At 73.5% G+C, this 22,717-nt stretch carries 18 protein-coding genes; 9 read left to right on the forward strand and 9 right to left on the reverse strand.

The window, feature by feature from the left end:
* Nucleotides 1-24: 24 nt before the first annotated feature.
* On the reverse strand, nucleotides 25-681 hold the full coding sequence (locus WIS52_RS00335) for an ACT domain-containing protein (RefSeq protein ID WP_349295997.1): 657 nt from the start codon (nucleotides 679-681) through the stop codon (nucleotides 25-27).
* 481 nt (nucleotides 682-1,162) lie between these two features.
* On the opposite strand from WIS52_RS00335, the gene gatC reads away from it, so the two are divergent.
* The 4 genes from gatC to WIS52_RS00355 all read left to right on the forward strand — a co-directional run bounded on the left by gatC (nucleotide 1,163) and on the right by WIS52_RS00355 (nucleotide 5,716).
* Nucleotides 1,163-1,489 carry an Asp-tRNA(Asn)/Glu-tRNA(Gln) amidotransferase subunit GatC gene (gene gatC / locus WIS52_RS00340; protein WP_349295998.1) on the forward strand — a complete coding sequence of 109 codons (327 nt, stop codon included), beginning with the start codon at nucleotides 1,163-1,165 and terminating at the stop codon, nucleotides 1,487-1,489.
* Nucleotides 1,486-2,985, forward strand: a complete 1,500-nt coding sequence (gene gatA, locus WIS52_RS00345) for an Asp-tRNA(Asn)/Glu-tRNA(Gln) amidotransferase subunit GatA (RefSeq protein WP_349295999.1) — start codon at nucleotides 1,486-1,488, stop codon at nucleotides 2,983-2,985. The genes gatC and gatA overlap by 4 nt, the downstream gene beginning before the upstream one ends.
* The gene (gene gatB / locus WIS52_RS00350; protein ID WP_349296000.1) at nucleotides 2,982-4,487 is read left to right on the forward strand and encodes an Asp-tRNA(Asn)/Glu-tRNA(Gln) amidotransferase subunit GatB; all 1,506 of its coding nucleotides are present in this window, start codon (nucleotides 2,982-2,984) and stop codon (nucleotides 4,485-4,487) included. The genes gatA and gatB overlap by 4 nt, the downstream gene beginning before the upstream one ends.
* 68 nt (nucleotides 4,488-4,555) lie before the next feature.
* Nucleotides 4,556-5,716, forward strand: coding sequence for an ROK family transcriptional regulator (locus WIS52_RS00355; protein WP_349296001.1), 1,161 nt, complete (start codon nucleotides 4,556-4,558; stop codon nucleotides 5,714-5,716).
* Between the two features lie 62 nt (nucleotides 5,717-5,778).
* Here the strand turns inward: WIS52_RS00355 and WIS52_RS00360 are convergent, their stop codons facing one another.
* From WIS52_RS00360 to WIS52_RS00380, 5 genes are all read right to left on the reverse strand, one after another.
* Complete coding sequence (locus WIS52_RS00360) at nucleotides 5,779-6,657, reverse strand: carbohydrate ABC transporter permease (RefSeq protein WP_349296002.1); 879 nt, start codon at nucleotides 6,655-6,657, stop codon at nucleotides 5,779-5,781.
* On the reverse strand, nucleotides 6,654-7,589 hold the full coding sequence (locus tag WIS52_RS00365) for a carbohydrate ABC transporter permease (protein ID WP_349296003.1): 936 nt from the start codon (nucleotides 7,587-7,589) through the stop codon (nucleotides 6,654-6,656). The genes WIS52_RS00360 and WIS52_RS00365 overlap by 4 nt, the downstream gene beginning before the upstream one ends.
* Nucleotides 7,586-8,953, reverse strand: coding sequence for an extracellular solute-binding protein (locus WIS52_RS00370; RefSeq protein WP_349296004.1), 1,368 nt, complete (start codon nucleotides 8,951-8,953; stop codon nucleotides 7,586-7,588). Before WIS52_RS00370 ends, WIS52_RS00365 begins: the two co-directional genes overlap by 4 nt.
* Nucleotides 8,954-9,035: 82 nt before the next feature.
* Nucleotides 9,036-12,035 carry an alpha-mannosidase gene (locus WIS52_RS00375; RefSeq protein WP_349296005.1) on the reverse strand — a complete coding sequence of 1,000 codons (3,000 nt, stop codon included), beginning with the start codon at nucleotides 12,033-12,035 and terminating at the stop codon, nucleotides 9,036-9,038.
* A gap of 241 nt (nucleotides 12,036-12,276) precedes the next feature.
* Nucleotides 12,277-13,392 (reverse strand): PQQ-dependent sugar dehydrogenase, encoded by a 1,116-nt coding sequence (locus WIS52_RS00380; protein ID WP_349296006.1) that lies wholly within the window; start codon nucleotides 13,390-13,392, stop codon nucleotides 12,277-12,279.
* A 55-nt stretch (nucleotides 13,393-13,447) separates the two neighbouring features.
* On the opposite strand from WIS52_RS00380, the gene WIS52_RS00385 reads away from it, so the two are divergent.
* From WIS52_RS00385 to WIS52_RS00395, 3 genes are read left to right on the forward strand one after another with little or no spacing between them, the layout of a single operon-like run.
* A complete protein-coding gene (locus WIS52_RS00385) occupies nucleotides 13,448-14,383 on the forward strand; it encodes a 2-hydroxyacid dehydrogenase (RefSeq protein WP_349296007.1) in 936 nt (311 codons plus the stop codon).
* 58 nt (nucleotides 14,384-14,441) lie between these two features.
* Nucleotides 14,442-15,047 carry a DoxX family protein gene (locus WIS52_RS00390; RefSeq protein ID WP_349296008.1) on the forward strand — a complete coding sequence of 202 codons (606 nt, stop codon included), beginning with the start codon at nucleotides 14,442-14,444 and terminating at the stop codon, nucleotides 15,045-15,047.
* Nucleotides 15,044-15,946 (forward strand): aminoglycoside phosphotransferase family protein, encoded by a 903-nt coding sequence (locus WIS52_RS00395; protein WP_349296009.1) that lies wholly within the window; start codon nucleotides 15,044-15,046, stop codon nucleotides 15,944-15,946. The genes WIS52_RS00390 and WIS52_RS00395 overlap by 4 nt, the downstream gene beginning before the upstream one ends.
* Before the next feature lie 185 nt (nucleotides 15,947-16,131).
* Here WIS52_RS00395 and WIS52_RS00400 read toward each other — a convergent pair whose 3' ends face one another.
* The 3 genes from WIS52_RS00400 to WIS52_RS00410 all read right to left on the reverse strand — a co-directional run bounded on the left by WIS52_RS00400 (nucleotide 16,132) and on the right by WIS52_RS00410 (nucleotide 19,950).
* Complete coding sequence (locus tag WIS52_RS00400) at nucleotides 16,132-17,121, reverse strand: aldo/keto reductase (protein ID WP_349296010.1); 990 nt, start codon at nucleotides 17,119-17,121, stop codon at nucleotides 16,132-16,134.
* Between the two features lie 146 nt (nucleotides 17,122-17,267).
* A complete protein-coding gene (gene ilvD, locus WIS52_RS00405) occupies nucleotides 17,268-19,109 on the reverse strand; it encodes a dihydroxy-acid dehydratase (protein ID WP_349296011.1) in 1,842 nt (613 codons plus the stop codon).
* A 331-nt stretch (nucleotides 19,110-19,440) separates the two neighbouring features.
* Entirely contained in the window at nucleotides 19,441-19,950 is a 510-nt protein-coding gene (locus WIS52_RS00410) for a PH domain-containing protein (protein ID WP_349296012.1), read from the reverse strand.
* A 278-nt stretch (nucleotides 19,951-20,228) separates the two neighbouring features.
* On the opposite strand from WIS52_RS00410, the gene WIS52_RS00415 reads away from it, so the two are divergent.
* Together WIS52_RS00415 and ilvN are read left to right on the forward strand one after the other, a co-directional pair.
* Nucleotides 20,229-22,178: an acetolactate synthase large subunit gene (locus tag WIS52_RS00415; protein ID WP_349296013.1), complete on the forward strand. Its 1,950-nt coding sequence runs from the start codon at nucleotides 20,229-20,231 to the stop codon at nucleotides 22,176-22,178.
* A complete protein-coding gene (ilvN, locus tag WIS52_RS00420; RefSeq protein WP_349296014.1) occupies nucleotides 22,175-22,684 on the forward strand; it encodes an acetolactate synthase small subunit in 510 nt (169 codons plus the stop codon). Before WIS52_RS00415 ends, ilvN begins: the two co-directional genes overlap by 4 nt.
* Nucleotides 22,685-22,717: the final 33 nt, after the last annotated feature.

Genomic DNA, 22,717 nt, shown 5'->3' on the forward strand with positions numbered 1-22,717 from the left:
GGCGGCGCCCGGCGGGGAGGCCGCTCAGGCCTTCAGGACCGTCGCGACGATCCCGGACAGGTGCGCCAGTCTCGCCAGCTCCGACGGCCGGAAGACCGGACCACCCGGGCGTCCCACCACCAGGGTCTTGGGCGGGCTCCCGGTCCCGAACGGCGCCGCGGCCAGCTCGGTGTCCATCGCCCGCCACGGATCGGGCACCCAGTGGCCGTCCTCCAGCGCGATCGCCCGGTCCAGCGGCAGCCACGGCAGGTCCCCGGTGCGGGTCTCCGGCGCCGCGGAGCTCTCCGCGATCCGGTAGGAGCGGCCGTGCTCGCTCACCGCGACCAGCGCCCAGCCGGCGCGGAACAGCCGGGGCACCTCGGCGGCGAGCAGGTCCAGTCCGTGCCCCGGGTCGCCGGCGATCTCGTCGACCAGCTCCAGCTCGCGGTGGGTGTCCAGGTGCCCGGTGTGCGGGCGCACCGACTCCACGGTGACCCCCGGGACGGACTCCGCGGCGGTGATCAGCACGTCCGGCGGTCGGCCGGACGGCAGCTCCACCGCGAGATCGTCGACGGCCTGGCCGTCGCCGCGCTCCACGACGTCCACGCTGAGGATGTCCGCGCCGGCCCCGCCGAGCGCGGACGCCACGGCACCGAGGTTGCCGGGCTTGTCCGGGAGGATGACCCGGAGCAGGAACGACACGGGCGTTTCCCTCCTCTGCTCGGACACGCGCCGGTCCACGGCACGCCGCTGACGCCGCCACGGACGATCCCGGCACCGTGGGACACGGCGCCGCGGCATCCACCGGGCGGGCCCCGTGATCCTGCCACCCGGCACGGCTCGTGGTCATCACGTCCCCGGTCACTCACCGCGGTGGCACGGACGACCACCGTGAGCGCCGTTGCCCCGGCTCCTGCCTGCCGGGGGGCGGTCGGCCCCCGGACCGGCGGGAATAGACTGGCCGGACACCGGCGCACACCTCCTCGAGGAGGGCGTGTCGGGCGGTGTTCCGAGCACCCGCACCTCGTCGCCCGGACGTCGCGGGCAGCCGCGGCTCCGGGTCCGCGGCGCCGCCGGGACGATCACCGCCGCCGGGCCCGGAGCCCCGGGACCGGAGCCGCCCGCGAGCAGCGCAAGAACCGAGCAGCGCACGAACCGAGAAGCGCTGGAACCGAGGAGGGGCATGACCGCCGATTCCGCCGCGTCCCCGGGCGGGGTGATCACCCGTGACGAGGTCGCGCACCTCGCCCGGCTGGCCCGCCTGGCCGTCACCGACGAGGAGCTGGACGTCTTCGCCGGCCAGCTCGACGTGATCATCGGGTCGGTGGCCCGGGTCGGGGAGGTCGCCGCCGACGACATCCCGCCGACGTCGCACGCCGTCCCGCTGGAGAACGTCTTCCGGCCGGACGAGCCGCGCCCCGGTCTGGACCAGGAGCAGGCGCTCGCCGGCGCGCCGGCCGCCGAGCAGGGCCGGTTCCGGGTCCCGCGGATCCTCGGGGAGGAGCAGTGAGCGACCTGACCCGCCTCACGGCGGCCGAGCTGGCATCGAAGATCCACTCCCGGGAGGTCTCGGCGGTCGAGGCCGCGCAGGCGCATCTGGACCGGATCGACGCCGTCGACGGCACTGTGCACGCGTTCCTGCACGTCGGTGCGGAGTCCGCGCTGGCGAGCGCGGCGCTGGTCGACGAGCGGATCGCCGCCGGCGAGGCCCCGGAGTCCCCGCTGGCGGGCGTCCCGCTGGCGCTCAAGGACGTCTTCACGACGACCGACATGCCCACCACCTGCGGCTCGAAGATCCTCGAGGGCTGGCAGCCGCCGTACGACGCGACCGTCACCGAGCGGCTGCGCGCGGCCGGGATCACGATCCTGGGCAAGACCAACATGGACGAGTTCGCGATGGGCTCCTCCACCGAGCACTCCGCGTACGGCGTCACCCGCAACCCGTGGGACACCACCCGGGTGCCGGGCGGCTCCGGCGGCGGGTCGGCCGCGTCGCTGGCCGCGTTCGAGGCGCCGCTGGCGATCGGCACCGACACCGGCGGCTCGATCCGGCAGCCGGCCGCCTTCACCGGCACCGTCGGCGTCAAGCCCACCTACGGCGGCGTCTCCCGCTACGGGCTGGTGGCGTGTGCGTCGTCGCTGGACCAGGCCGGGCCGTGCGCGCGGACCGTGCTGGACGCGGCGCTGCTGCACGAGGTCATCGGCGGGCACGACCCGCGCGACTCGACCTCCATCGACCGGCCGGTGCCCGACGTCGTCGCGGCCGCGAAGGAGGGCGCGGACGGCGACCTGTCCGGGCTGAAGGTCGGGGTCGTGCGGGAGCTGGGCGGCGAGGGCTACCAGCCCGGCGTCCGGGCGTCGTACGACGCGGCGCTGCGCCGGCTGGAGAAGCTCGGCGCCGAGCTCGTGGAGGTGTCCTGCCCGCACTTCGAGTACGGCATGGCCGCCTATTACCTGATCCTGCCCAGCGAGGTGTCGTCGAACCTCGCCCGGTTCGACGCCATGCGCTACGGCCTGCGCGCCGCGGAAGGGAAGTCCGCGGAGGAGGTCATGGCCAACACCCGCGAGCAGGGCTTCGGCCCCGAGGTCAAGCGCCGGATCATGCTCGGGACCTACGCGCTGTCGTCGGGCTACTACGACGCTTACTACGGCCAGGCGCAGAAGGTCCGCACGCTGATCAGCCGGGACTTCGCGTCCGCGTTCGCCCAGGCCGACGTGCTGGTCTCGCCGACCACGCCGACGTCGGCGTTCCCCATCGGGGACAAGATCGACGACCCGCTGGCGATGTACCTCAACGACCTGGCCACCATCCCGACCAACCTGGCGGGCGTGGCCGGGATGTCGGTGCCCTCGGGCCTGTCCGACGGGCTGCCGACCGGCCTGCAGGTGATGGCACCGGCGCTCGGCGAGGCCGTCATGTACCGCGTCGGGGCCGCCTTCGAGGCCGCCCGCGACGCCGACGAGGGCGGTCCGCTGATCGCGCGCGTTCCGGAGGTGACCGCATGACCGCGTCTCTCGATCTCGTCGACTTCGACGACGTCGTCGCCCGCTTCGACCCGGTGCTCGGCATCGAGGTGCACGTGGAGCTCTCCACCCGCACCAAGATGTTCTGCGGCTGCCCGACCGGGTTCGGTGCCGAGCCGAACACCCAGGTCTGCCCGGTCTGCCTGGGCCTGCCCGGCGCGCTCCCGGTCGTCAACCGGGCCGCGGTGGAGGCCGCGATGCGGATCGGCCTGGCGCTGAACTGCTCGATCGCCCCGTGGGGCCGGTTCGCCCGGAAGAACTACTTCTACCCGGACATGCCGAAGAACTTCCAGACCTCGCAGTACGACGAGCCGATCGCCGTCGACGGGTTCCTGGACCTCACCCTTGACGACGGCGAGGTCGTCCGGATCGGCATCGAGCGCGCGCACATGGAGGAGGACACCGGCAAGTCGCTGCACGTCGGCGGCGCCGACGGCCGCATCCACGGTGCGGACCACTCGCTGCTCGACTACAACCGGGCCGGCGTCCCGCTGATCGAGATCGTCACGAAGATGATCCCGGACACCGGCGCCCGCGCGCCGGAGGTGGCCCGCGCCTACGTCACCGCGCTGCGCGACCTGATCAAGTCCCTGGACGTGTCGGACGTCCGGATGGACCAGGGGTCCATGCGGGCCGACGTCAACCTGTCGCTGTCGCCGTCGGGCAGCGGCGTGCTCGGCACCCGCACCGAGACGAAGAACGTCAACTCGCTGCGGTCGGTGGAGCGCGCGGTCCGGCACGAGATGAGCCGGCAGGCCGGCGTGCTCGACGCGGGCGGCGAGATCGTCCAGGAGACCCGGCACTTCGACGAGTCCACCGGGCACACCCGGGCCGGGCGGCGCAAGGAGACCTCGGAGGACTACCGGTACTTCCCGGAGCCCGACCTGGTCCCGATCGCGCCGTCGGCCGAGTGGGTCGAGGAGCTGCGCGGCACCCTGCCGGAGCTGCCGTGGGAGCGGCGCCGCCGGATCCAGGACGACTGGGGGATCTCCGACGAGGAGATCCGCGACCTGGTCAACGCCGGTGCGCTGGAGCTGGTCGAGGCCACCGTCGCCGCGGGGGCGCCCTCGGGCGAGGCCCGCTCCTGGTGGGTCTCCTACCTCGCTCAGCAGGCCAACACCCGCTCCGTGGAGCTCGCCGACCTGGCGATCACCCCGGCGCAGGTGGCGCGGGTGATCGCGTTGATCGCGGAGGGGGAGCTGACCAACAAGCTCGCCCGCCAGGTCGTCGACGGGGTGCTGGACGGCGAGGGTGAGCCGGACGAGGTCGTCGCCTCCCGCGGTCTCAAGGTCGTCTCCGACGAGGGTGCGCTGGTCGCCGCCGTCGACGCGGCCCTGGCCGAGCAGCCCGACGTCGCGGAGAAGATCCGCGGCGGCAAGGTCCAGGCCGCCGGTGCGATCGTCGGTGCGGTCATGAAGGCGACGAAGGGTCAGGCCGACGCCAAGCGCGTCCGGGAGCTGATCATCGAGCGCGTCGGGGCCTGATCCTGACCGGGGCACGGGCCCGCCGGGGCGCGAACCTGCCCCGGCTCGGCGACTTCAACCAGGCGGTCGTGCTGGACGCGCTGCGGCGCGCCCGGCACGGCCTGTCCCGGGTGGAGCTGTCCGAGCGCACCGGGCTCTCCGCGCAGTCGATCAGCAACATCGTGCGGCGGCTGGCCGAGCGGGGGCTGGTCGGTGAGGCGCCACCGCCGCCCGGCCCGTACGGCCGGGGCCGCCCGCCGGCGCCGCTGCGGCTCGAGCCCGGTGGCCGGTTCGCCGTCGGGGTGCACATCGACCCGACGGTGACCTCGGTGGCGCTGGTCGATCTGACCGCCTCGGTGGTCGCGTCCCGGCGCACCGTCGCCGCCTCCGCGACGTCACCGGCCGAGCTGGCCGACGCGATCGCGGCCGCGGTCGCCGAGGTCACCGGCTCCGTCGACCCGCAGCGGGTGCTCGGAGCGGGGATCGCGACGCCCGGCCCGGTCGACACCGCGGCCGGCGCGGTCCTCGGGGCGCCGCTGCTGCCCGGCTGGGACCGGGTGGAGCTGCGTGAACTGGTCCGGGAGGCGACCGGACTGCCGGTCGTCATGCACAAGGACACCGCGGCCGCCGCCCTCGGTGAGCTGTGGCAGGACCCCGACCCGGCAGACTTCGTGTTCCTCTACCTGGGCACCGGGATCGGCGCCGGGTTCGTGGTCGACGGCGAGCTGCTGCCCGGGAGCACCGGCAACGCCGGGGAGATCGGGCACCTCACGGTCCCCGGCGGCGGATCCTGCCACTGCGGGCAGCCCGGCTGCGTCGGCCCGGCCACCGCACCCCGGACGATGGTCGCCGAGGGCGCGACCGCCGGTGTGCTGGAGCCGCTACCGCCCGGCGCCTCCGACCGGGAGGTCGACGCCGCGCTCACCCGGCTCTGCGCCGCCGCGGCGACCGATCCGGCCGCGCGTGCGGTGCTCGAGCGCAGCGCGACCAGCCTCGCCCGGGCCGCGGTGACCCTGTGCAACGCGCTCGACGTCGGCGCGGTCGTCGCGGGCGGCCCGGTGTGGTCGCGCACGGCGCCGGTCGTCCTGCCGATCCTGCGCGACGTCGTCGCCGCGACGACCGAGGCGCGACGGGTGCACGAGGTGACCGTGCGGGGCAGCGTGCTGGGCGACGACGCGGCCGTCGTGGGGGCGGGGTGCCTGATGCTCGAGCACGCGTTCTCGGCGCGGCCTTCGACGCTGCTGATATAGGCGGCTGCGCCACCCGTGAGTGGTTCTCGGGGCCAGAGCCACGGAAACCACTCACAGGGCCGTCAGGCCTTCAACCCGCCCGCCGCCGCGAACCCGGTCCCCAGCCGTCGTCCCATCAGCAGGTAGAGGATCACCACCGGCGCCGAGTAGAGGATCGAGAACGCCGCGAGCTGACCGTAGGCCACCTGCCCGTACTGCGAGGAGAAGGTGAACAGGCTGACCGCGGCGGGCAGCTTCTCCGGCGAGAGCAGCAGCATGAACGGGACGAAGAAGTTCCCCCACGTCTGCACCAGCGTGAAGATCGCGACGACGGCGACGCCCGGGCGCATCAGCGGCAGCACGATCTCCCACAGCGTGCGCAGCATCGTCGCGCCGTCGGTCCAGGCGCTCTCCTCGATCTCCAGCGGCACGCCGTCCATGAACCCCTTGGTCAGGAAGATCGCGTACGGCAGCGCCGACGTCGCCAGGAACAGCACCGCCGCCGGCATCGAGTCGACCAGGTTGACCTGCACGAACAGCGCGTAGACCGGGATCATGATCGCGGTGATCGGCAGGCCGGTGGCGAACACGATCGTCAGCAGGAACGGGCGGGACGCCCGGCTCCTGTACCGGGACAGCGGGTAGGCCGCGAGCACCGCGCAGACCACGGTGATCACCGTGGCGCCGCCGCAGAGCACGATCGAGTTCCACATCGGACGGAATGTGGTCTCGGTGTTCAGCACCGCGGCGTAGTTGTCCAGGGTCGCGTCGGCCGGCCAGGCGACCGAGAGCGAGGCCTCGCCGTCGAACGAGGCCAGCACCACCCAGGCCAGCGGGATGCAGAAGAACGCACCGATCGCGATCAGGACCGCGTCGGCGGCGTTCGGCTTCCGGCGCTTCGGGGCCGGTGACAGCGGGGGCGGGTCGTCCAGGGCGGTGGGGGCGGGCGCGGTGACGGTCACGAGTCCTCCTTGGCCAGCAGCCGCAGGTAGCCGAGCGAGGCGACGCCGCCGATCAGCAGCAGGAGCAGGGCCACCGCGGTGCCGTAGCCGAGCTGGCCGTAGCTGAATGCCTGCTCGTACATGAACAGCGGCAGCGTCTGGCTCGACGTGCCGGGCCCGCCGGCGGTCATCACGTAGATCAGCCCGAACACCGACAGCGTCTGCAGGGTGATCAGCATCAGGTTGGTCGCGACCGCGCGCCGGATCAGCGGCAGGGTCAGCTCGAAGAACCGCTGGACCGGGCCGGCGCCGTCGATCGTCGCCGCCTCCTCGATGTCCGGGGAGATCTCGGCGAGCGCGGCGGTGTAGACGAGCATGGTGAACGCCGTGCCGCGCCAGATGTTGGCGAACGAGACCGCGATGATCGGCAATGCCGTCAGCAGCTCCTGGTCGGGCAGGCCGAACAGCCCGAGCAGGGCGTTCAGCGAGCCGTCGCCGGCGAGGAAGGTGTACCAGAGGTAGCCGACGACGACCTCGGGCAGGATCCACGCCCCGACCACGATCGCGCCGGTGATCGTGCCGACCGGCTTGGACGCGCGGCGGATCAGCATCGCCAGCATCAGCCCGAGCAGGTTCTGCCCGATGATCGCCGAGACGACGGTGAAGACCAGGGTGAGCCCGGCCGAGTTCCAGAAGTCCGGCGAGGTCAGTGCGTCGGTGAAGTTGCCGAGCCCGACGAACGAGGTCTCGTCGGCGCCGTCGCCGCGCAGCGCCTCGTTGGTGAAGGCCAGGTAGACGCTGTAGACGACCGGGCCGGCGAGGAACAGCACCAGCAGCACGACGGCGGGGACGAGCGGTCCGCCGCGGAGCAGCGTGCGACGCAGCGGCGTCGGCTGCCGCGGTGGGGTGTGCGGTGGAGGTGTGTGCGGCGGTGGAGGGACGGTCGCGGTCACGCGCGCACCTCCGGAGCCGTCTGCTCGACCCCGACGATGTCGATCAGCGCGGCGTCGTAGGCGTCCGCGGCGGCCTCCGGGCTCAGCGCGCCGAGCATGACGTCCTCGGTCGCCGCCTGCATCGCCGAGGAGATCTGCGGGTAGGCCGCCGTCGCGGGCCGGTAGTCGGCGTGCGGCACGAGGTCGGTGAAGAACCCGGCCGCGGGGGAGTAGTCCTGGTAGTCCGGGTGCTCGATGACGTCGCGCCGGTTGGCCAGTTTGGACTCGGCGATCGTCCACCGCAGCGCGTTCTCGGTGGACAGCAGCGTCTCGATCAGTTCCCAGGAGCTGTCCGGGTCGGGGGCGAGCCGGGGGATCGACCAGGCCCAGCCGCCGGAGAGCGTCACGAACCCCTCGCCCTGGCCGAGCCGGGTGGGCATCCGGGTCAGGCCGAGCTTCTCGGACCACTCGGGCCACTCGCCGGCCGCACCCGGGTCCCAGCGCTGGGCGATCCAGTTGCCGTCGACGACGAAACCGACCGTCCCCTCGGGCATCCAGGTCTGGTAGACGGTCTCGGTGAGGTTCGGGTCGAGTGCGAGCTGCAGCGGGGGTCCGAGTCCCTCGCCGTAGAGGGTGTGCAGGAAGCCCAGGGCCTGGCGCATCCCGGCGGCACCGGTCGTCCAGCGCAGCGAGTCCTCGTCGTAGAGCACCGAGTCGGTGCCGACGGTGAGCATCTGCAGGCCCTGCATGCTGGCCTTCTCGCCCTGCGCCTTGCCCGCGTAGACCACCGCGGGGACGGCGTCGGGCACCCGGTCCCGGATGGCCCGCGCGGCGTCGAGCAGGTCGTCCCAGGTGCGGGGCTCCCACGGCAGCTCGATCCCGGCGGCGGCCAGGACGTCGCGGTGGTACCAGATCGCCCGGGTGTCGGTCGGCCCGAGGATCCCGTAGACCTTCCCGTCCTCGCCGCGGACCGCGTCCTGCGCGATGTCGACGTACTCGCTCCACTGTGGCCAGTTCTCGACATACTCGTCGAGCGGGCGCAGGTAGCCGGCTCCGATGTCGGCCCGGAGGATGAAGGTGTCCTCGAACGCGACGTCCGGCGTGGTGCGCGCCGAGGCCATCATCAGCTCGTTCTTGGTGAAGAAGTCGTTCTCCGCGGCCACGATCGGCACGACCTCGACCGACGTCCCGGGCCGGGCCGCCATGAACTCCGCCGCGGCACCCTCGATGTAGTCACCGACCGCCCGGGCCGACCCCCACTGCTGGTAGGACACCCGCAGCTGCCCCGGGGCCCGGGCGTCGGTGCCGCACGCGCCGAGCGCCGGGGCGGCGAGCAGGGCTCCGCCCGCCGCGAGCAGGGAGCGCCGGGAGAATCTCGGTGCCATCGGGGACCGTCCTTTCGCATCGTTGCGAGGGAGGCGCTCCGCGCCTGTGAGTGGTATTCGTGGTCCTGACCACGAAAACCACTCACAGGCGGCGAAGCCGCACTGTGGCGATCTGGAACGGACGCAAGGTCAGCCGGAGCTCGTCGCCCAGCGCGCGCGGGGTGTCGAGGGTGCGCTCGAGCAGGTCCGTCTCGACCGCGCCGGTGCAGTCGAAGCCGGGGTCGAGACGGGCCGAGGCCCGGTCACCGTGCGCCTCGTAGAGCCGGACGACCACGTCGCCGCTGCCGTCGTCGGCGAGCTTCACCGCTTCGACGACCACCCCGTCGCCCTCGACGGCGACCAGCGGTTCGACGGGGCCGGCGCCGGTGAGCTCCCGGACGCCGAGGTTGATCCGATAGCCCTCGCGCACCGCGTCCGGGATCGTCGCGGCGGGGGTGACCGTGGCGTGCAGGGTGTGCTCGCCCGAGTCGGCCTGCGGGTCCGGGAACTGCGGGGCGCGCAGCAGCGACATCCGCAGCAGCGTCGTCGTGCCGCCCCCGGCGCGCGTGTGCCGGGTGACGTCGTGGCCGTAGGTCGCGTCGTTGGCGACCGCCACCCCGTAGCCGGGCTCGCCGACGTGCACGAACCGGTGCGCGCAGGTCTCGAACCGGGCCGCGTCCCACGACGTGTTGGCGTGCAGCGGCCGGTGCAGGTGCCCGAACTGGATCTCCGAGGTGGCCCGCTCGGCGTGCACGTCGAGCGGGAACGCCAGCTTGAGCAGCTTCTGACGCTCCTGCCAGTCGGCGTGCACGGTGATCTCGAGCCGGCCGTGGGCGACGGTGTACTCCAGGGCGATCGTGCTCTCGCCGTGCACGACGGTCGCCCGCACCCCGCCCGGGATCTCCTCCACCGCCGTGGCCGGCGGCAGCTCGATCTCGACCCGGCGGTAGTGCCGGTCGACGTCCCAGGCGTCCCACTCGTTCGGGATGTCCTGGAACAGCTGCAGCCCCGCGGTCTCGCCGGGGGCCAGCACCGACCGGCCCGCGACGAGGTCGTCGACGGCGTGGATGCGGCCGTCGTCGCCGACGGTCACCGCGAGCCGGCCGTCGTCGATGCGCCGGCTGCCGCCGTCGGACCGGGTGACGGTCGCGGGCCGGTCCGGGATCGCGGCCGGACCGACGCCGAGTGCGGCGACGCCGTCGTGCGGGTGCGGGGCGGCGTTGGCGCGCAACGGGACGTCGCCGTCCCCGGCCAGCTGCGCCAGCGCTGCCGCGATGATCGTCTCCAGTTCGGCGGAGACGGCGGCGTGATTGCGCTCCGCGTCGCGGTGCACCCAGGCGATCGAGCTGCCGGGCAGGATGTCGTGGAACTGCTGGAGCAGCACCAGCTGCCACAGCCGGCGCAGGTCGTCGGCCGGATAGGGCGCGCCGGTGCGCACGGTCGCGGTCGACGCCCACAGCTCGGCCTCGCGCAGCAGGTGCTCGTTGCGCCGGTTGCCCTGCTTGGTGCGGGCCTGCGAGGTGTAGGTGCCGCGGTGGTACTCGAGGTAGAGCTCGCCGGACCAGACCGGCGGGTCGGGGTACTCGGCCTCGGCCTCGGTGAAGAACTCTTCCGACGTCCCGACCCGGACCTTCGGCGCGCCCTCCAGGTCGGCCTGCCGGCGCGCGGCGCCGAGCATCTCCCGGGTGGGCCCGCCGCCGCCGTCGCCCCAGCCGAAGGGCACCAGCGAGGTGGCGGCCCGGCCCTTCTCCCGGTACTGCCGCTGCGCACGGTCCAGTTCGGACGCCGAGATCTCCGAGTTGTAGGTGTCGACGGGCGGGAAGTGGGTGAACACCCGGGTTCCGTCCAGGCCCTCCCAGTCGAAGGTGTGGTGCGGCATCCGGTTGGTGTCGTTCCAGGAGATCTTCTGGGTGAGGAACCACCGGGACCCGGCGGCCTTGACCAGCTGCGGCAGCGCGGCGGTGTAGCCGAACGAGTCGGGCAGCCACACCTCCCGCGGCTCGACGCCGAACTCGTCGAGGAAGAACCGCTTGCCCTCGACGAGCTGGCGGGCCAGCGCCTCGCCGCCGGGCATGTTGGTGTCCGACTCGACCCACATCCCGCCGACCGGGACGAACGTGCCGGCGGCGATCGCCGCCTTCAGCCGCTCGTACAGCTCCGGGTAGGTGTCCCGGATCCACTGGTACTGCTGGGCCGACGAGCAGGAGAACCGCAGGTCGGGGTGCTCCTCGGCGAGGGCGAGCACGTTGGAGAACGTCCGCGCGCACTTGCGCACGGTCTCGCGGACCGGCCACAGCCAGGCCGAGTCGATGTGTGCGTGCCCGGTGGCGACGACCCGGTGCGCGCTGGCGTGCGCGGGTGCGGCCAGCGCGGGGGCGAGCCGTTCCCGGGCCGGGCCCGCGGTGCGGGTGAGGTCGCGCGGGTCGATGGCGTCGAGCGCGTCCTCGACGGCCGAGACGATGTTGGCGAACCGGGCCGACTCCGGGTCGAGCCGGTCCAGCCAGCCGTCGAGCACCCAGAGGTCGCGTTCCAGCTCCCAGACCGTCTCGTCGAGCAGCGCGACGTCGACCTTCGCGAGCTGGTAGAGCGGGTCGTCCCCGGCCGTCTCCGGGTCGCCGAGGTCGGTGGGGACGAACCACCCGTGCTCGGAGATGTGCGGGTTGGCCGCGGCCTCCAGGTAGAGGTCGACGTCCCCGCCGGTGACCGGCACGTGGGTGTTGCGCGGCTCGATGCCCTTGAGGATCCGGCCGTCGGCGCTCCACGCGGTCGCCTCGGCCTGGAAGCCGGGGTTGCCGCTGTTGAACCCCAGGTCGACGACGACCTCGACGCGCGTCCCGGGGACGTCCCGCCAGTCGGCCGGGACCTCACCGGTGGCGTGGAACCAGACCGTGCCCCACGGGCGTCCCCACGCCGAGGCGTGCCCGCGCCCGACCGGGAACGGCGCGAAGGTCTGTCCGGTGGCCTCGTCGAATCCGATCGGCTCGCCCGGCGCGGTCCACGCCTGCACCGTCAGCGGGCGCGAGTCCCGGTACAGCGCGCGGCCCAGATGTTCCAGGCGGAAGCGGCGCAGGCGGTCGCGGACGAAGCGGGTGCGGTCGTGCAACGGGGCTCCCGGGGAGACGGCGGCAGTGCCGGGAATATCTAAAAATGATGGAGAAAACCTGTCAAGGGGTGTCCGCGTGACTCCGGCCGGGCGGCCGGCCGCAACCGCGCCCGATGTGCCCGGCAGCCGCGGTCCACCCGGTGAGGGGTACAGGGGAGTTGTTCGATCTTGCGCCGGCAACGCTGGTGTGCCCCTCGGCGTCGCTCTGCTCTGCTCACCTCGGCGCGGCCGGGCGCACGGGTCAGATCGCGGACTCGCCGCCGCCGGTGGGGGGCTGGATCCGGATCACGCGGTCGTCGTTGGGGCCGGGGTCGGGAGCGTCCTGGTTGACCGTGCCCAGCCACAGCAGGCCGTCCGGCGCGACGGTGACCTCCCCGATGGCGCCGTAGGTGCCCTGCAGCACCGCGGTGGGCGCGCCGGTGAAGGTGCCCCCGCGCCCCGGGGTGAGCAGGAACAAGGCCTCGCCCGCCTGCTGACCGACGACGACCGTGCCGGGCAGCACCGTGCACCCGCTGACGCCCGGCCGCTCCGGCCAGGTCCACGCCGGCGCCCCGAGGGTGCCCGGGACGACCCGGTGGAGCAGGTCCCGGCCGGGCGCGCGGTCGGTCACCCAGACCGTGCGCGCCGCGTGGTCGACGCAGACCCCGCCGGGATCGGTCAGGCCGCGGGCCAGCACCGGGGATCCGGGGTCGGGGTTGCCCGGAGCCGGGCGGCCGAGGGTGTCGATCCGCAGCACCGCGCCCGCGAGCGGGCCCTCGCCGGCACCGGTCGCGACGAGCAGCGACGACCCGTCGGCGTCGATCGCGAGCCCGCCGCCAGGGGTGTTCGGCAGGCCGGTGAGTACCGGTTTCGGTGTCTCGCCCGGCGCGATCCGCAGGACCTGGCCGCCCCCGGGGGTGCCGGCGAACACGTAGACCAGGCGGTCCTCGGCGTAGCCGGGGGAGAGCACCAGCCCGTGCACACCGGTCTGCGGATCGACCGGCACGGTCGCGATCTCCCGCGGGTCCTCGCCGCGCCGGACCTGCAGGACCCGCCCCGTCCGGCGTTCCGCGACGAGCGCCGCGTCGGCGGTCGGCAGCACCGCCACCGCGCCGACCGGCCCCAGGCACGCGGCGACGACCTGCGGATCCGGGTCCTCGCAGGGCCCGGCCGGACGCTGCGGTGCGGACTGCCCGGGCGGGCCCGGCGGGGGTGGCGACGGCGTCGGCTCCTCGCTCGGCGCGATCGCCGGCGGGCCGCCCAGCTCGCCCTCGCCCTCGGGCTGCGGTCGCCACTCCCGGGCCCCCGCGTCCGGGAACGTCGCACAGCCGCTGACGAGCAGCAGCGCCACGACGATCAGCAGCAGCCGGGCCCTCACGATCCGCCAGGCTAGGCGGGGCGAGGTGAGCGCCCGGTGAGTACGGTCCGCAGGCGTGAGCACCGAACGATCCGACGCACCCGTCACCGTCCTGGTCCCGCTCGAGGTGGGGGTCGAGATCCTGTCCGAGGTGGACGGTCTGCACCCCGTCCTCTACGACCCGTCCGGGCCGCTGCCGGACGAGGCCGCCACCGCCCGCGTGATGATCCCCGGGTTCCTGGCCGCGTCGGAGCAGGTCGCGCTGACCGAGAAGATGCCGCAGCTGGAGCTCGTCCAGCTGCTCACCGCCGGGGCCGAGGCGTGGATCGGGCAGCTGCGCGAGGGCGTCGCGCTCTCCGACGGCCGCGGTGCGCACGGCGGCGCCACCGCGGAGTGGGTGGTGTCGGTGCTGCTGGCCGTCTACCGGCACCTGGACCGGTTCGTCCGCGCCCAGGACCGCGGTGTCTGGGACTACCACCAGACCGAGGAGCTGGCGGGCAAGAAGATCCTCATCGTCGGGGCCGGCGACGTCGGCGAGAAGACCGCCGCCCGGCTGGCGCCCTTCGAGGTGGAGACGACGATGGTCGGCCGGACCGCGCGCGAGGGTGTGCACGGCTGGGAGGAGCTGCCGTCGCTGCTGCCCGAGCACGACGCGACCGTGCTGATCGTCCCGCTCACCGACGAGACCCGGGGCATGGTCGACGCCGAGTTCCTGGCCGCGATGCCCGACGGTGCCCTGCTGGTGAACGGCGCCCGCGGCCCGGTCTGCGACACCGACGCGCTGCTCGCCGAGCTGCGCTCCGGCCGGATCCGGGCCGCGGTCGACGTGACCGACCCCGAGCCGCTCCCCGAGGGGCACCCGCTGTTCGCCGCGCCGGGCCTGCTGCTGACCCCGCACGTCGGCGGCAGCGTGCCGCTGGCGATGCGCCGGGCGTTCGGTGTCGCCGCCGAGCAGCTCGCGGTGTTCGCCCGCGGGGAGCAGCCCCCGAACCTGGTGACCGGGGCCTACTAGGGACGCGCCGGGGGAAACCCGCAGGTGGACGGGCGCGTCGCCGGTAGGGTCCGTGCTCATGAGCGGGCCGACACAGCAGTACGACTGGGGCAGCATCTCCGGCGATGAACCGGCGGAGCGGACCCGACCGGAGCGGATGCCGGTTCCGGCGCACGTCTCGTCGGACATCGGCCTGCTGATCCTCCGGATCGTCGTCGGCGGGGTCTTCGCCGCGCACGGCGCGCAGAAGGTGTTCGGCCTGCTCGGCGGGCCCGGGATCGACGCGACCGCCGACGCGCTGGCCGGCGCCGGATTCGAGGCGTTCGCCCTGCCGCTGGCCTGGGTGCTGGGCGTCGGCCAGCTGGTGCTCGGCGTGGCCCTCGTGATCGGTGTGCTGACGCCGTTCGTCGCGGCCGGCCTGCTCGCCACGAAGATCGCCGCGATCGTGCTGGCCATCGGCCCGGCCGGACCGACGGTGCCGCTGTTCGCCGCCGACGGCCCGAACTCCCTCGAGCTCGACCTGCTGCTCGGCGGCGGCGCGGCGGCACTGGTGTTCGCCGGGGCCGGCCGGATCGCGCTGGACGCCGGCCGGACCTACCAGCGCCGGCCGCTGCCGTGGGCGGTGCTGGCGCTGGTCCTCGGGGTGGGTGTGGCGCTGCTGGTGCTGTTCGTGCTGCGCCGATGACGGTTCCCGACGAGCTCTGGCTGGGTCCGCTCGGGAAGCGGCTGCGCCGCGAGGTACGGATCTCCGGCCGGGAGACGCTGGCCGGTGGCTACGCCTCCCCGGGCGTCGAGCGGATCGACCTGGACGACGGCAGCTCGGTCGTGCTGAAGGAGTCCGGGCCGGAGGAGGCCGCGGCGCTGCGGGCGGTCGGGGTCGTCAACGGCCCGGTGCGGGTGCCCCGGATGCTCGCCTCGGGCGAGGGCTGGGTCGTGCTCGCCCACGAGCCGGGTAGCCCGCTGCGAGCCGGGGAGCCGGTCCCGGACGAGGTCTGGCGGACCCTGGCGCTGGTGCACGCGCACTGGCGGAAGAACCGGCCGCGCGGGCTGCCGGTCGTCGACCTCGGCTGGTGGGCCGGGCTGTGCGGGTTCGCCTCGCTGGCGCTGGAGGGCGCCGGGATGGGCGCCGCCGGCGAGGTCGTCGGCTCGTGGGCGGAGGACGGGCGGGCCGCCATCGCGCTGGCGGCGCTGCCCCGGACCCTGTGCCACGCCGACGCGCACCGCGGGAACGTGCACGTCGGACCGGAGGGTGCGGTGCTGCTGGACTGGGGCAACGCCCGCGTCGCCCCGGGGTCGCTGGACGGGGCCGTGCTTGCCGCCCCGTCACCGGACGGTCCCGCCGACGCGCCGGCCGATCCCGTCCCGGACGTCTACCGCGAGACCCTGCACGCCGCGCTCGGAGCGCCGGACCCACCCTTGATGATCGCCATGGAGACGGCGTGGGCCAGGGCGCAGGCGCACGTGCAGTACCTGTCGTTCGCCGCGGACCACCAGAGTCCCGAGCGCGTCGCGTCGATGGTCGCGGTCGCGTCGGCGGCTTTGGACGAGCTGGGCGAGGCGATCGTCTCCGCCCGCCGCGACTGAGGGTCACGCCGAGCCCCGGTCCGCCCCGCGCCGAGATGCAGACCACGGTCGCCCCGAGATCGACGACTCGCCCTGAGCGACATGTCGGTGCGGACGGCGAGCGGCGGGTCGTCGAGGGGGACGCCGCCGCCGTGGCGGGCGCCCGGAACCGCGCTGCCGTGTCCTTCGGCGCGTGAGCCCGAGGGTCAGCGGCCCACGTTGCGTTGCAGATGGGCCGGGTAGCGATCACCCGCGACCGCGCCCGCCGGCGCGGCGGCCTCGATCTCGGCGAGCTCTGCATCGGACAGCGCCAGCTCCGCGGCGGCCACGTTCTGCTCCAGGTAGCTGCGCCGCTTCGTCCCCGGGATCGGGACGACGTGCTCCCCGCGGCCCTGCACCCAGGCCAGCGCGAGCTGCCCGGGCGTGACGCCGTCGCCGCGCCGCTCGGCGATCGCGCGCAGAGCGTCGACGATGGCGAGGTTCGCGGCCAGGTTGTCGTCGGAGAACCGGGGCAGCCCGCGGCGCATGTCGCCCTCGCCGAACTGGCCGGTCGAGGTGATCGCACCGGTCAGGAAGCCGCGGCCGAGCGGGGAGAACGGCACGACGCCGACCCCGAGCTCGGCGCAGGTCGGCGCCACCGAGTCCTCGATGCCGCGGGTCCACAGCGACCACTCCGACTGCACCGCGGCCGGCGGGTGCACGGCGTGCGCGCGCCGCACCGTCTCGGCTCCGCACTCGGAGAGCCCGTAGTACCGGATCTTCCCCGAGTCGATCAGCTCGACGAGCGCACCGACGGTCTCCTCGATCGGCGTGTCCGGGTCGACCCGGTGCTGGTAGTAGAGGTCGATGTGCTCGACGCCGAGCCGGCGCAGCGACTCCTCGACACACGTCCGTACATAGGTGGGGTCGCCCTGCGCGGACTGGTTGCCGTCGGCGTCGCGGACGATCCCGAACTTCGTCGCGAGCACCACCCGGTCGCGGCGGTCGGCGATCGCCCGGCCGACGAGCTCCTCGTTGGCACCCGCGCCGTAGACGTTCGCCGTGTCCAGCAGCGTGACGCCGAGGTCGAGTGCCCGGTGGATCGTCGCGATCGATTCGGCCTCGTCGCCGGAGCCGTAGCTCTGGGACATGCCCATGCACCCGAGCCCCTGCGCGGAGACGGTGAGATCCCCCAGCTGCCGCATCCCGATAGCCATATGCCCCACGCTATCCCCGCCGCGGCCCCTCCGGGGCTCCTCCGCGGCCCCTCCGGGCCCGACTCATGACGCTTTAGTTCGGCATGGCCGAACTAAAGCGTCATGAGTGGGAGGGTGGAAGGAAGGGGGTGGGGCGAGGGAGCAGATCAGGGAATGCGGCGGACGGCGCCGGTGTCGGCGCTCGTCGCGAGGTGCGCGTAGGCGCGCAGGGCCTTCGACACGGTGCGCTGCCGGTCGACCGGCTGCCAGGGCCGCTCGCTGGCCTCCATCTTGGCGCGGCGCTCGGCGAGCACCTCGGCGTCGACCAGCAGCTCCAGCGAGCGGGCCCGGACGTCGAGCCGCACCCGGTCACCGGTCTCCACCAGCCCGATCACGCCGCCCGCGGCGGCCTCGGGGGAGATGTGCCCGACCGAGATGCCCGAGGACCCGCCGGAGAACCGGCCGTCGGTGATCAGCGCGCAGGTCTTGCCGAGCCCGGCGCCCTTGAGGAACGCGGTCGGGTGCAGCATCTCCTGCATCCCCGGTCCGCCGGAGGGGCCCTCGTAGCGGATGACCAGGACGTCGCCGGGCTTGATCTCCTTCTTGAGGATCGCGGAGACCGCGTCCTCCTGGCTCTCCAGGACGACGGCCGGGCCCTCGAACTCCCAGATGTCCTCCGGGATGCCCGCGGTCTTGATCACTGCGCCGTCGAGGGCGAGGTTGCCGCGCAGCACGGCCAGGCCACCGTCGGCGGAGTAGGCGTGCTCGAGGTCGCGGATGCAGCCACCGGCGGCGTCGGTGTCCAGCGACGACCAGCGGTTCTCGGTGGAGAACGCCTGCGTGGTCCGGACCCCGCCGGGCGCGGCGTGGTAGAGCTCGACCGCGGTCTCCGAGGGCGACCCGGAGCGGATGTCCCACTCGGTCAGCCACTGCGCCAGCGTCGGCGAGTGCGCGGTGTGCACGCGCTCGTTCAGCAGCCCGGCCCGCCAGAGCTCGCCCAGCAGCGCGGGGATTCCGCCGGCCCGGTGGACGTCCTCCATGTGGTAGTCCGAGTTCGGCGCCACCTTGGACAGGCACGGCACCCGGCGCGAGATCGCGTCGATGTCGGCGAGGGTGAAGTCGACCTCGCCCTCCTGCGCGGCGGCGAGGATGTGCAGCACGGTGTTGGTCGAGCCGCCCATGGCGACGTCGAGGGCCATCGCGTTCTCGAACGCCTCGCGGGTCGCGATGTTGCGCGGCAGGGCCGACGCGTCGTCGTCGCGGTACCAGCGGGTGGCCAGGTCCATGACGGTGCGCCCGGCGTTCAGGAACAGCTCGCGGCGCGCGGCGTGCGTCGCCAGCGTGGAGCCGTTGCCCGGCAGCGAGAGCCCGAGCGCCTCGGTCAGGCAGTTCATCGAGTTCGCGGTGAACATGCCCGAGCAGGACCCGCAGGTCGGGCAGGCCGAACGCTCCACCTCGGACAGACCCTCGTCGTCCACCTCGGACGACGCGGACGCGGCGATCGCGGTGATCAGGTCGGTGGGCGCCTGCGCGACCCCGCCGACGACGACCGCCTTGCCGGCCTCCATCGGCCCGCCGGAGACGAAGACGGTCGGGATGTTCAGCCGCATCGCGGCGTTCAGCATGCCGGGCGTGATCTTGTCGCAGTTGGAGATGCAGACCAGCGCGTCGGCGGCGTGCCCGTTGACCATGTACTCGACGGCGTCGGCGATGATCTCGCGCGAGGGCAGCGAGTAGAGCATCCCGCCGTGGCCCATGGCGATGCCGTCGTCGACGGCGATCGTGTTGAACTCCCGCGCGATCCCGCCGGACTCCTTCACCGCACCCGCGACGAGGTCGCCCATGTCCTTGAGGTGCACGTGCCCGGGCACGAACTGGGTGTAGGAGTTGGCGATCGCGACGATCGGCTTGCCGAAGTCGTCGTCGCCCATGCCGGTGGCGCGCCAGAGCGAGCGCGCTCCGGCGGCGTTGCGGCCGTGGGTGGTGACGCGGGAACGCAGGGCGGGCATGGTGCGGCTCTCCAACCGGGTCGAGTCCTCGGACAGGCGTGCGGCCGGGCGGGGCGTCGCGGAGGTGGTGGGCGCGCGCGCCGGGCGGGTTCGGCACACCGACGACGGCGGGGTGGGTCGCGCCCCGCGCACGCGCGTGCTGATCGACACCAACCGTACGCGCTCCACCGCCGTTCCCCGTGCACGGCCCGACGCCGCGCACGCCTCCGTGCCGCACAGGTTCCGGCCGCGCCGCACAGGTCACGGCGTGTGCGGCGCGACGACAGCCTGTGCGGCGGCGCCCGGACGCGGAACACCGGGGCCGACGGCGCACGAGGCGCCGGGCCGGAGGTCAGCCGGCGTCGGCGACGGGGTCGGCGAAGCGGCCGCCGCTCGCGGCGGCGAGTGCGGGGAGGTCCCGGACGTGCACGGCGGGCAGCGCCACCTCGCTGTCGTCGGCCAGCACCGCGCTCACCGAGGACCGCTTGCCCAGCTTGAGCCCCTGGACGTCGTTCCACGCCAGGCTCCGTGACCCGGTCGCGGACCGGACGGCCACGGTGTCCGGGTCCACCGTCGTCCGGACCCGCAGGACGAACGCGATGACCGCGACCGGCACGACGAGGATCAGCCAGAACCACGGCAGACTGAAGATCAGCGGTGTCGCGCCGACGGTCGCGACGAGCGCGGCGAAGATGGTCAGCCGGGAGTGCTTGAACACCAGGCGGCGGTTCCCGTCGCGGACCTTGCGGCCCTCGTCCCGCACCACCGGCGTCGAGCCGAGATCCGGCACGGGGGTGGGCACGGGGGACTCCGAGGGGTCGGGTGCCGGAGCGGCGGTCTCGCGGTCGTCGGTGCTGCTCACGTGCTCCAGTGTGACACCGGGCGGGGAGTGTGCCCGCCACGGACGGGGAGGGTCGATTGACGTCGTACGCGCCGACCGTGCTAGCGTCGCTGCCATGTTCGCCGTTCGAATTCTCGTACTTCCCGGGCGCGTCGTCGCCTGAGTCGAACGCACTCGAACGACGACGCGCTCACCCTCGCAGCGCCCGGAGCACCGGGCGGCGAGGGCTTTTTTGTGTTTCGACACAGCCAGCACGGTTCCGCATCTGATCGACCGATCTCCAGCGAGGCAGAGCCCAGATGACCACCGCCCCCTCCCGTTCCGGGTCGACCGGCCCCAAGCCGGGTCCGCCCCCCGGTCGCTCCGCGTCGGTTCCGACGAGCCGCGCGGACTCCCCGGCAGCCACCCGCACCGACGCAGGAGTCCCCGGTCCGCGGATCGTCGACGAGCCCGCGACCGGCGCCCAGTCCCTCGTGCGCTCGCTCGAGGAGATCGGCTGCGAGGTCGTCTTCGGGCTCCCCGGCGGCACGATCCTGCCGGCCTACGACCCGCTGCTGGACTCGACGCGGGTCCGGCACATCCTCGTCCGGCACGAGCAGGGTGCCGGACACGCCGCGACCGGCTACGCGCAGGCCACCGGCAAGGTCGGGGTCTGCATGGCGACGTCCGGGCCGGGCGCGACCAACCTGGTCACCCCGATCGCCGACGCGCACATGGACTCGGTCCCGCTGGTGGCCATCACGGGTCAGCAGACCCGGCCGCTGATCGGCACCGACGCCTTCCAGGAAGCCGACATCACCGGCATCACCCTGCCGGTGACCAAGCACAACATGCTGGTGACCGACCCGGCGGAGATCCCGCGGGCGATCGCCGAGGCCTTCCACCTGGCGTCCACCGGCCGGCCCGGCCCGGTCCTGGTGGACATCCCGAAGGACGTGCTGCAGGAGCAGACCACGTTCTCCTGGCCCCCGGAGCTGCAGCTGCCCGGCTACCGGCCGACGACCCGGCCGCACGGCAAGCAGATCCGCGAGGCAGCCCGGCTGATCCGCGAGTCCCGCAAGCCGGTGCTCTACGTCGGGGGCGGTGTGCTCAAGGCCGAGGCGGCCGCGGAGCTCAAGGAGCTGGCCGAGCTGACCGGCGCGCCGGTGGTCACCACCCTGATGGCGCGCGGTGTCTTCCCGGACAGCCACCCGCAGCACCTCGGGATGCCCGGCATGCACGGCACCGTCGCCGCGGTCGCGGCGATGCAGCGGTCCGACCTGCTCGTCGCTCTCGGATCCCGGTTCGACGACCGGGTCACCGGCAAGCTGGACAGCTTCGCGCCCGGCGCGAAGGTCGTGCACGCCGACATCGACCCGGCGGAGATCTCGAAGAACCGCCGGGCCGACGTCCCGATCGTCGGGGACTGCCGCGAGGTGCTCACCGAGCTGATCGAGACGGTCCGGGCCGACCGCGCCGAGCACGGCGAACCCGACCTGTCGGGCTGGTGGCGCCAGGTCGGCGGGCTGCGCGACCGGTACCCGCTGGGCTGGACCGAGCCGGCCGACGGCTCGCTGTCGCCGGAGTACGTGATCTCCCGGATCGGCGCGATCGCCGGACCGGACGCGATCTACGCCGCCGGCGTCGGGCAGCACCAGATGTGGGCGGCGCAGTTCGTCAGGTACGAGAAGCCGCGGACCTGGCTGAACTCCGGCGGCCTGGGCACGATGGGCTACGCGGTGCCGGCCGCGATGGGCGCCAAGGTCGGCGAGCCGGACACGGTCGTCTGGTGCATCGACGGCGACGGCTGCTTCCAGATGACCAACCAGGAGCTCGCCACCTGCGCCATCGAGGGCATCCCGATCAAGGTCGCCGTGATCAACAACGGCAACCTGGGCATGGTCCGCCAGTGGCAGAACCTGTTCTACGGCGAGCGGTACTCCAACACCGACCTCAACACCCACAAGCTGCGCATCCCGGACTTCCCGATGCTGGCCGAGGCGATGGGGTGCGTCGGGATCCGCTGCGAGTCCGCCGAGGACGTCGACCGGGTCATCCACCAGGCGATGGAGATCGACGACCGGCCGGTCGTCGTCGAGTTCGTGGTCGGTGCCGACGCCCAGGTCTGGCCGATGGTGGCCGCCGGGATGGGCAACGACGAGATCAAGGTGGCCCGCGACATCCGGCCCGAGTTCGACAACGACGAGCTGGCTGCGTCGGTGGACGACGTCGGCGAGATGACCGAGAAGGCCCTGGAGTCCGACCAGTGAGCGAGCTGCACACGCTGTCCGTCCTCGTCGAGGACAAGCCCGGCGTCCTGGCCCGGGTGTCCGGGCTGTTCTCCCGCCGTGGGTTCAACATCAACTCGCTGGCGGTCGGGCCGACCGAGCACCCGGACGTGTCCCGGATGACGATCGTCGTCGAGGTCGACGAGCTCCCGATGGAGCAGGTCACCAAGCAGCTGAACAAGCTGATCCACGTCATCAAGATCGTGGAGCTGGAGCCGGAGTCCTCGGTGCAGCGGGAACTGCTGCTGGTCAAGGTCCGGGCCGACGCCACCGTGCGCAGCCAGGTCCTGGAGACCGTGCAGCTGTTCCGGGCCAAGGTCGTGGACGTCTCCCCGGAGGCCGTCACGGTCGAGGCCACCGGCACCGACGACAAGCTCAACGCGCTGTTGCGGATGCTGGAGCCCTACGGGATCCGCGAGATGGTCAAGTCGGGGATGGTCGCGGTCGGGCGCGGCCCCCGCTCCATCACCGCGGCCGCAGTCCGCTAGACAGACCCCGCACGTCGAACCCGAGAGGAACTT

This window comes from Pseudonocardia nematodicida (assembly GCF_040105385.1).
Taxonomy (GTDB): domain Bacteria; phylum Actinomycetota; class Actinomycetes; order Mycobacteriales; family Pseudonocardiaceae; genus Pseudonocardia; species Pseudonocardia nematodicida.

Bases quoted from the DNA above. Each gene is read 5' to 3' on its own strand.
- WIS52_RS00395 (WP_349296009.1), top strand. From the start codon at position 15,044: ATGACGGTTCCCGACGAGCTCTGGCTGGGTCCGCTCGGGAAGCGGCTG.
- WIS52_RS00390 (WP_349296008.1), top strand. From the start codon at position 14,442: ATGAGCGGGCCGACACAGCAGTACGACTGGGGCAGCATCTCCGGCGAT.
- gatB (WP_349296000.1), top strand. From the start codon at position 2,982: ATGACCGCGTCTCTCGATCTCGTCGACTTCGACGACGTCGTCGCCCGC.
- WIS52_RS00370 (WP_349296004.1), bottom strand. From the start codon at position 8,953: ATGGCACCGAGATTCTCCCGGCGCTCCCTGCTCGCGGCGGGCGGAGCC.
- WIS52_RS00415 (WP_349296013.1), top strand. From the start codon at position 20,229: ATGACCACCGCCCCCTCCCGTTCCGGGTCGACCGGCCCCAAGCCGGGT.
- WIS52_RS00400 (WP_349296010.1), bottom strand. From the start codon at position 17,121: ATGGCTATCGGGATGCGGCAGCTGGGGGATCTCACCGTCTCCGCGCAG.
- gatC (WP_349295998.1), top strand. From the start codon at position 1,163: ATGACCGCCGATTCCGCCGCGTCCCCGGGCGGGGTGATCACCCGTGAC.
- ilvD (WP_349296011.1), bottom strand. From the start codon at position 19,109: ATGCCCGCCCTGCGTTCCCGCGTCACCACCCACGGCCGCAACGCCGCC.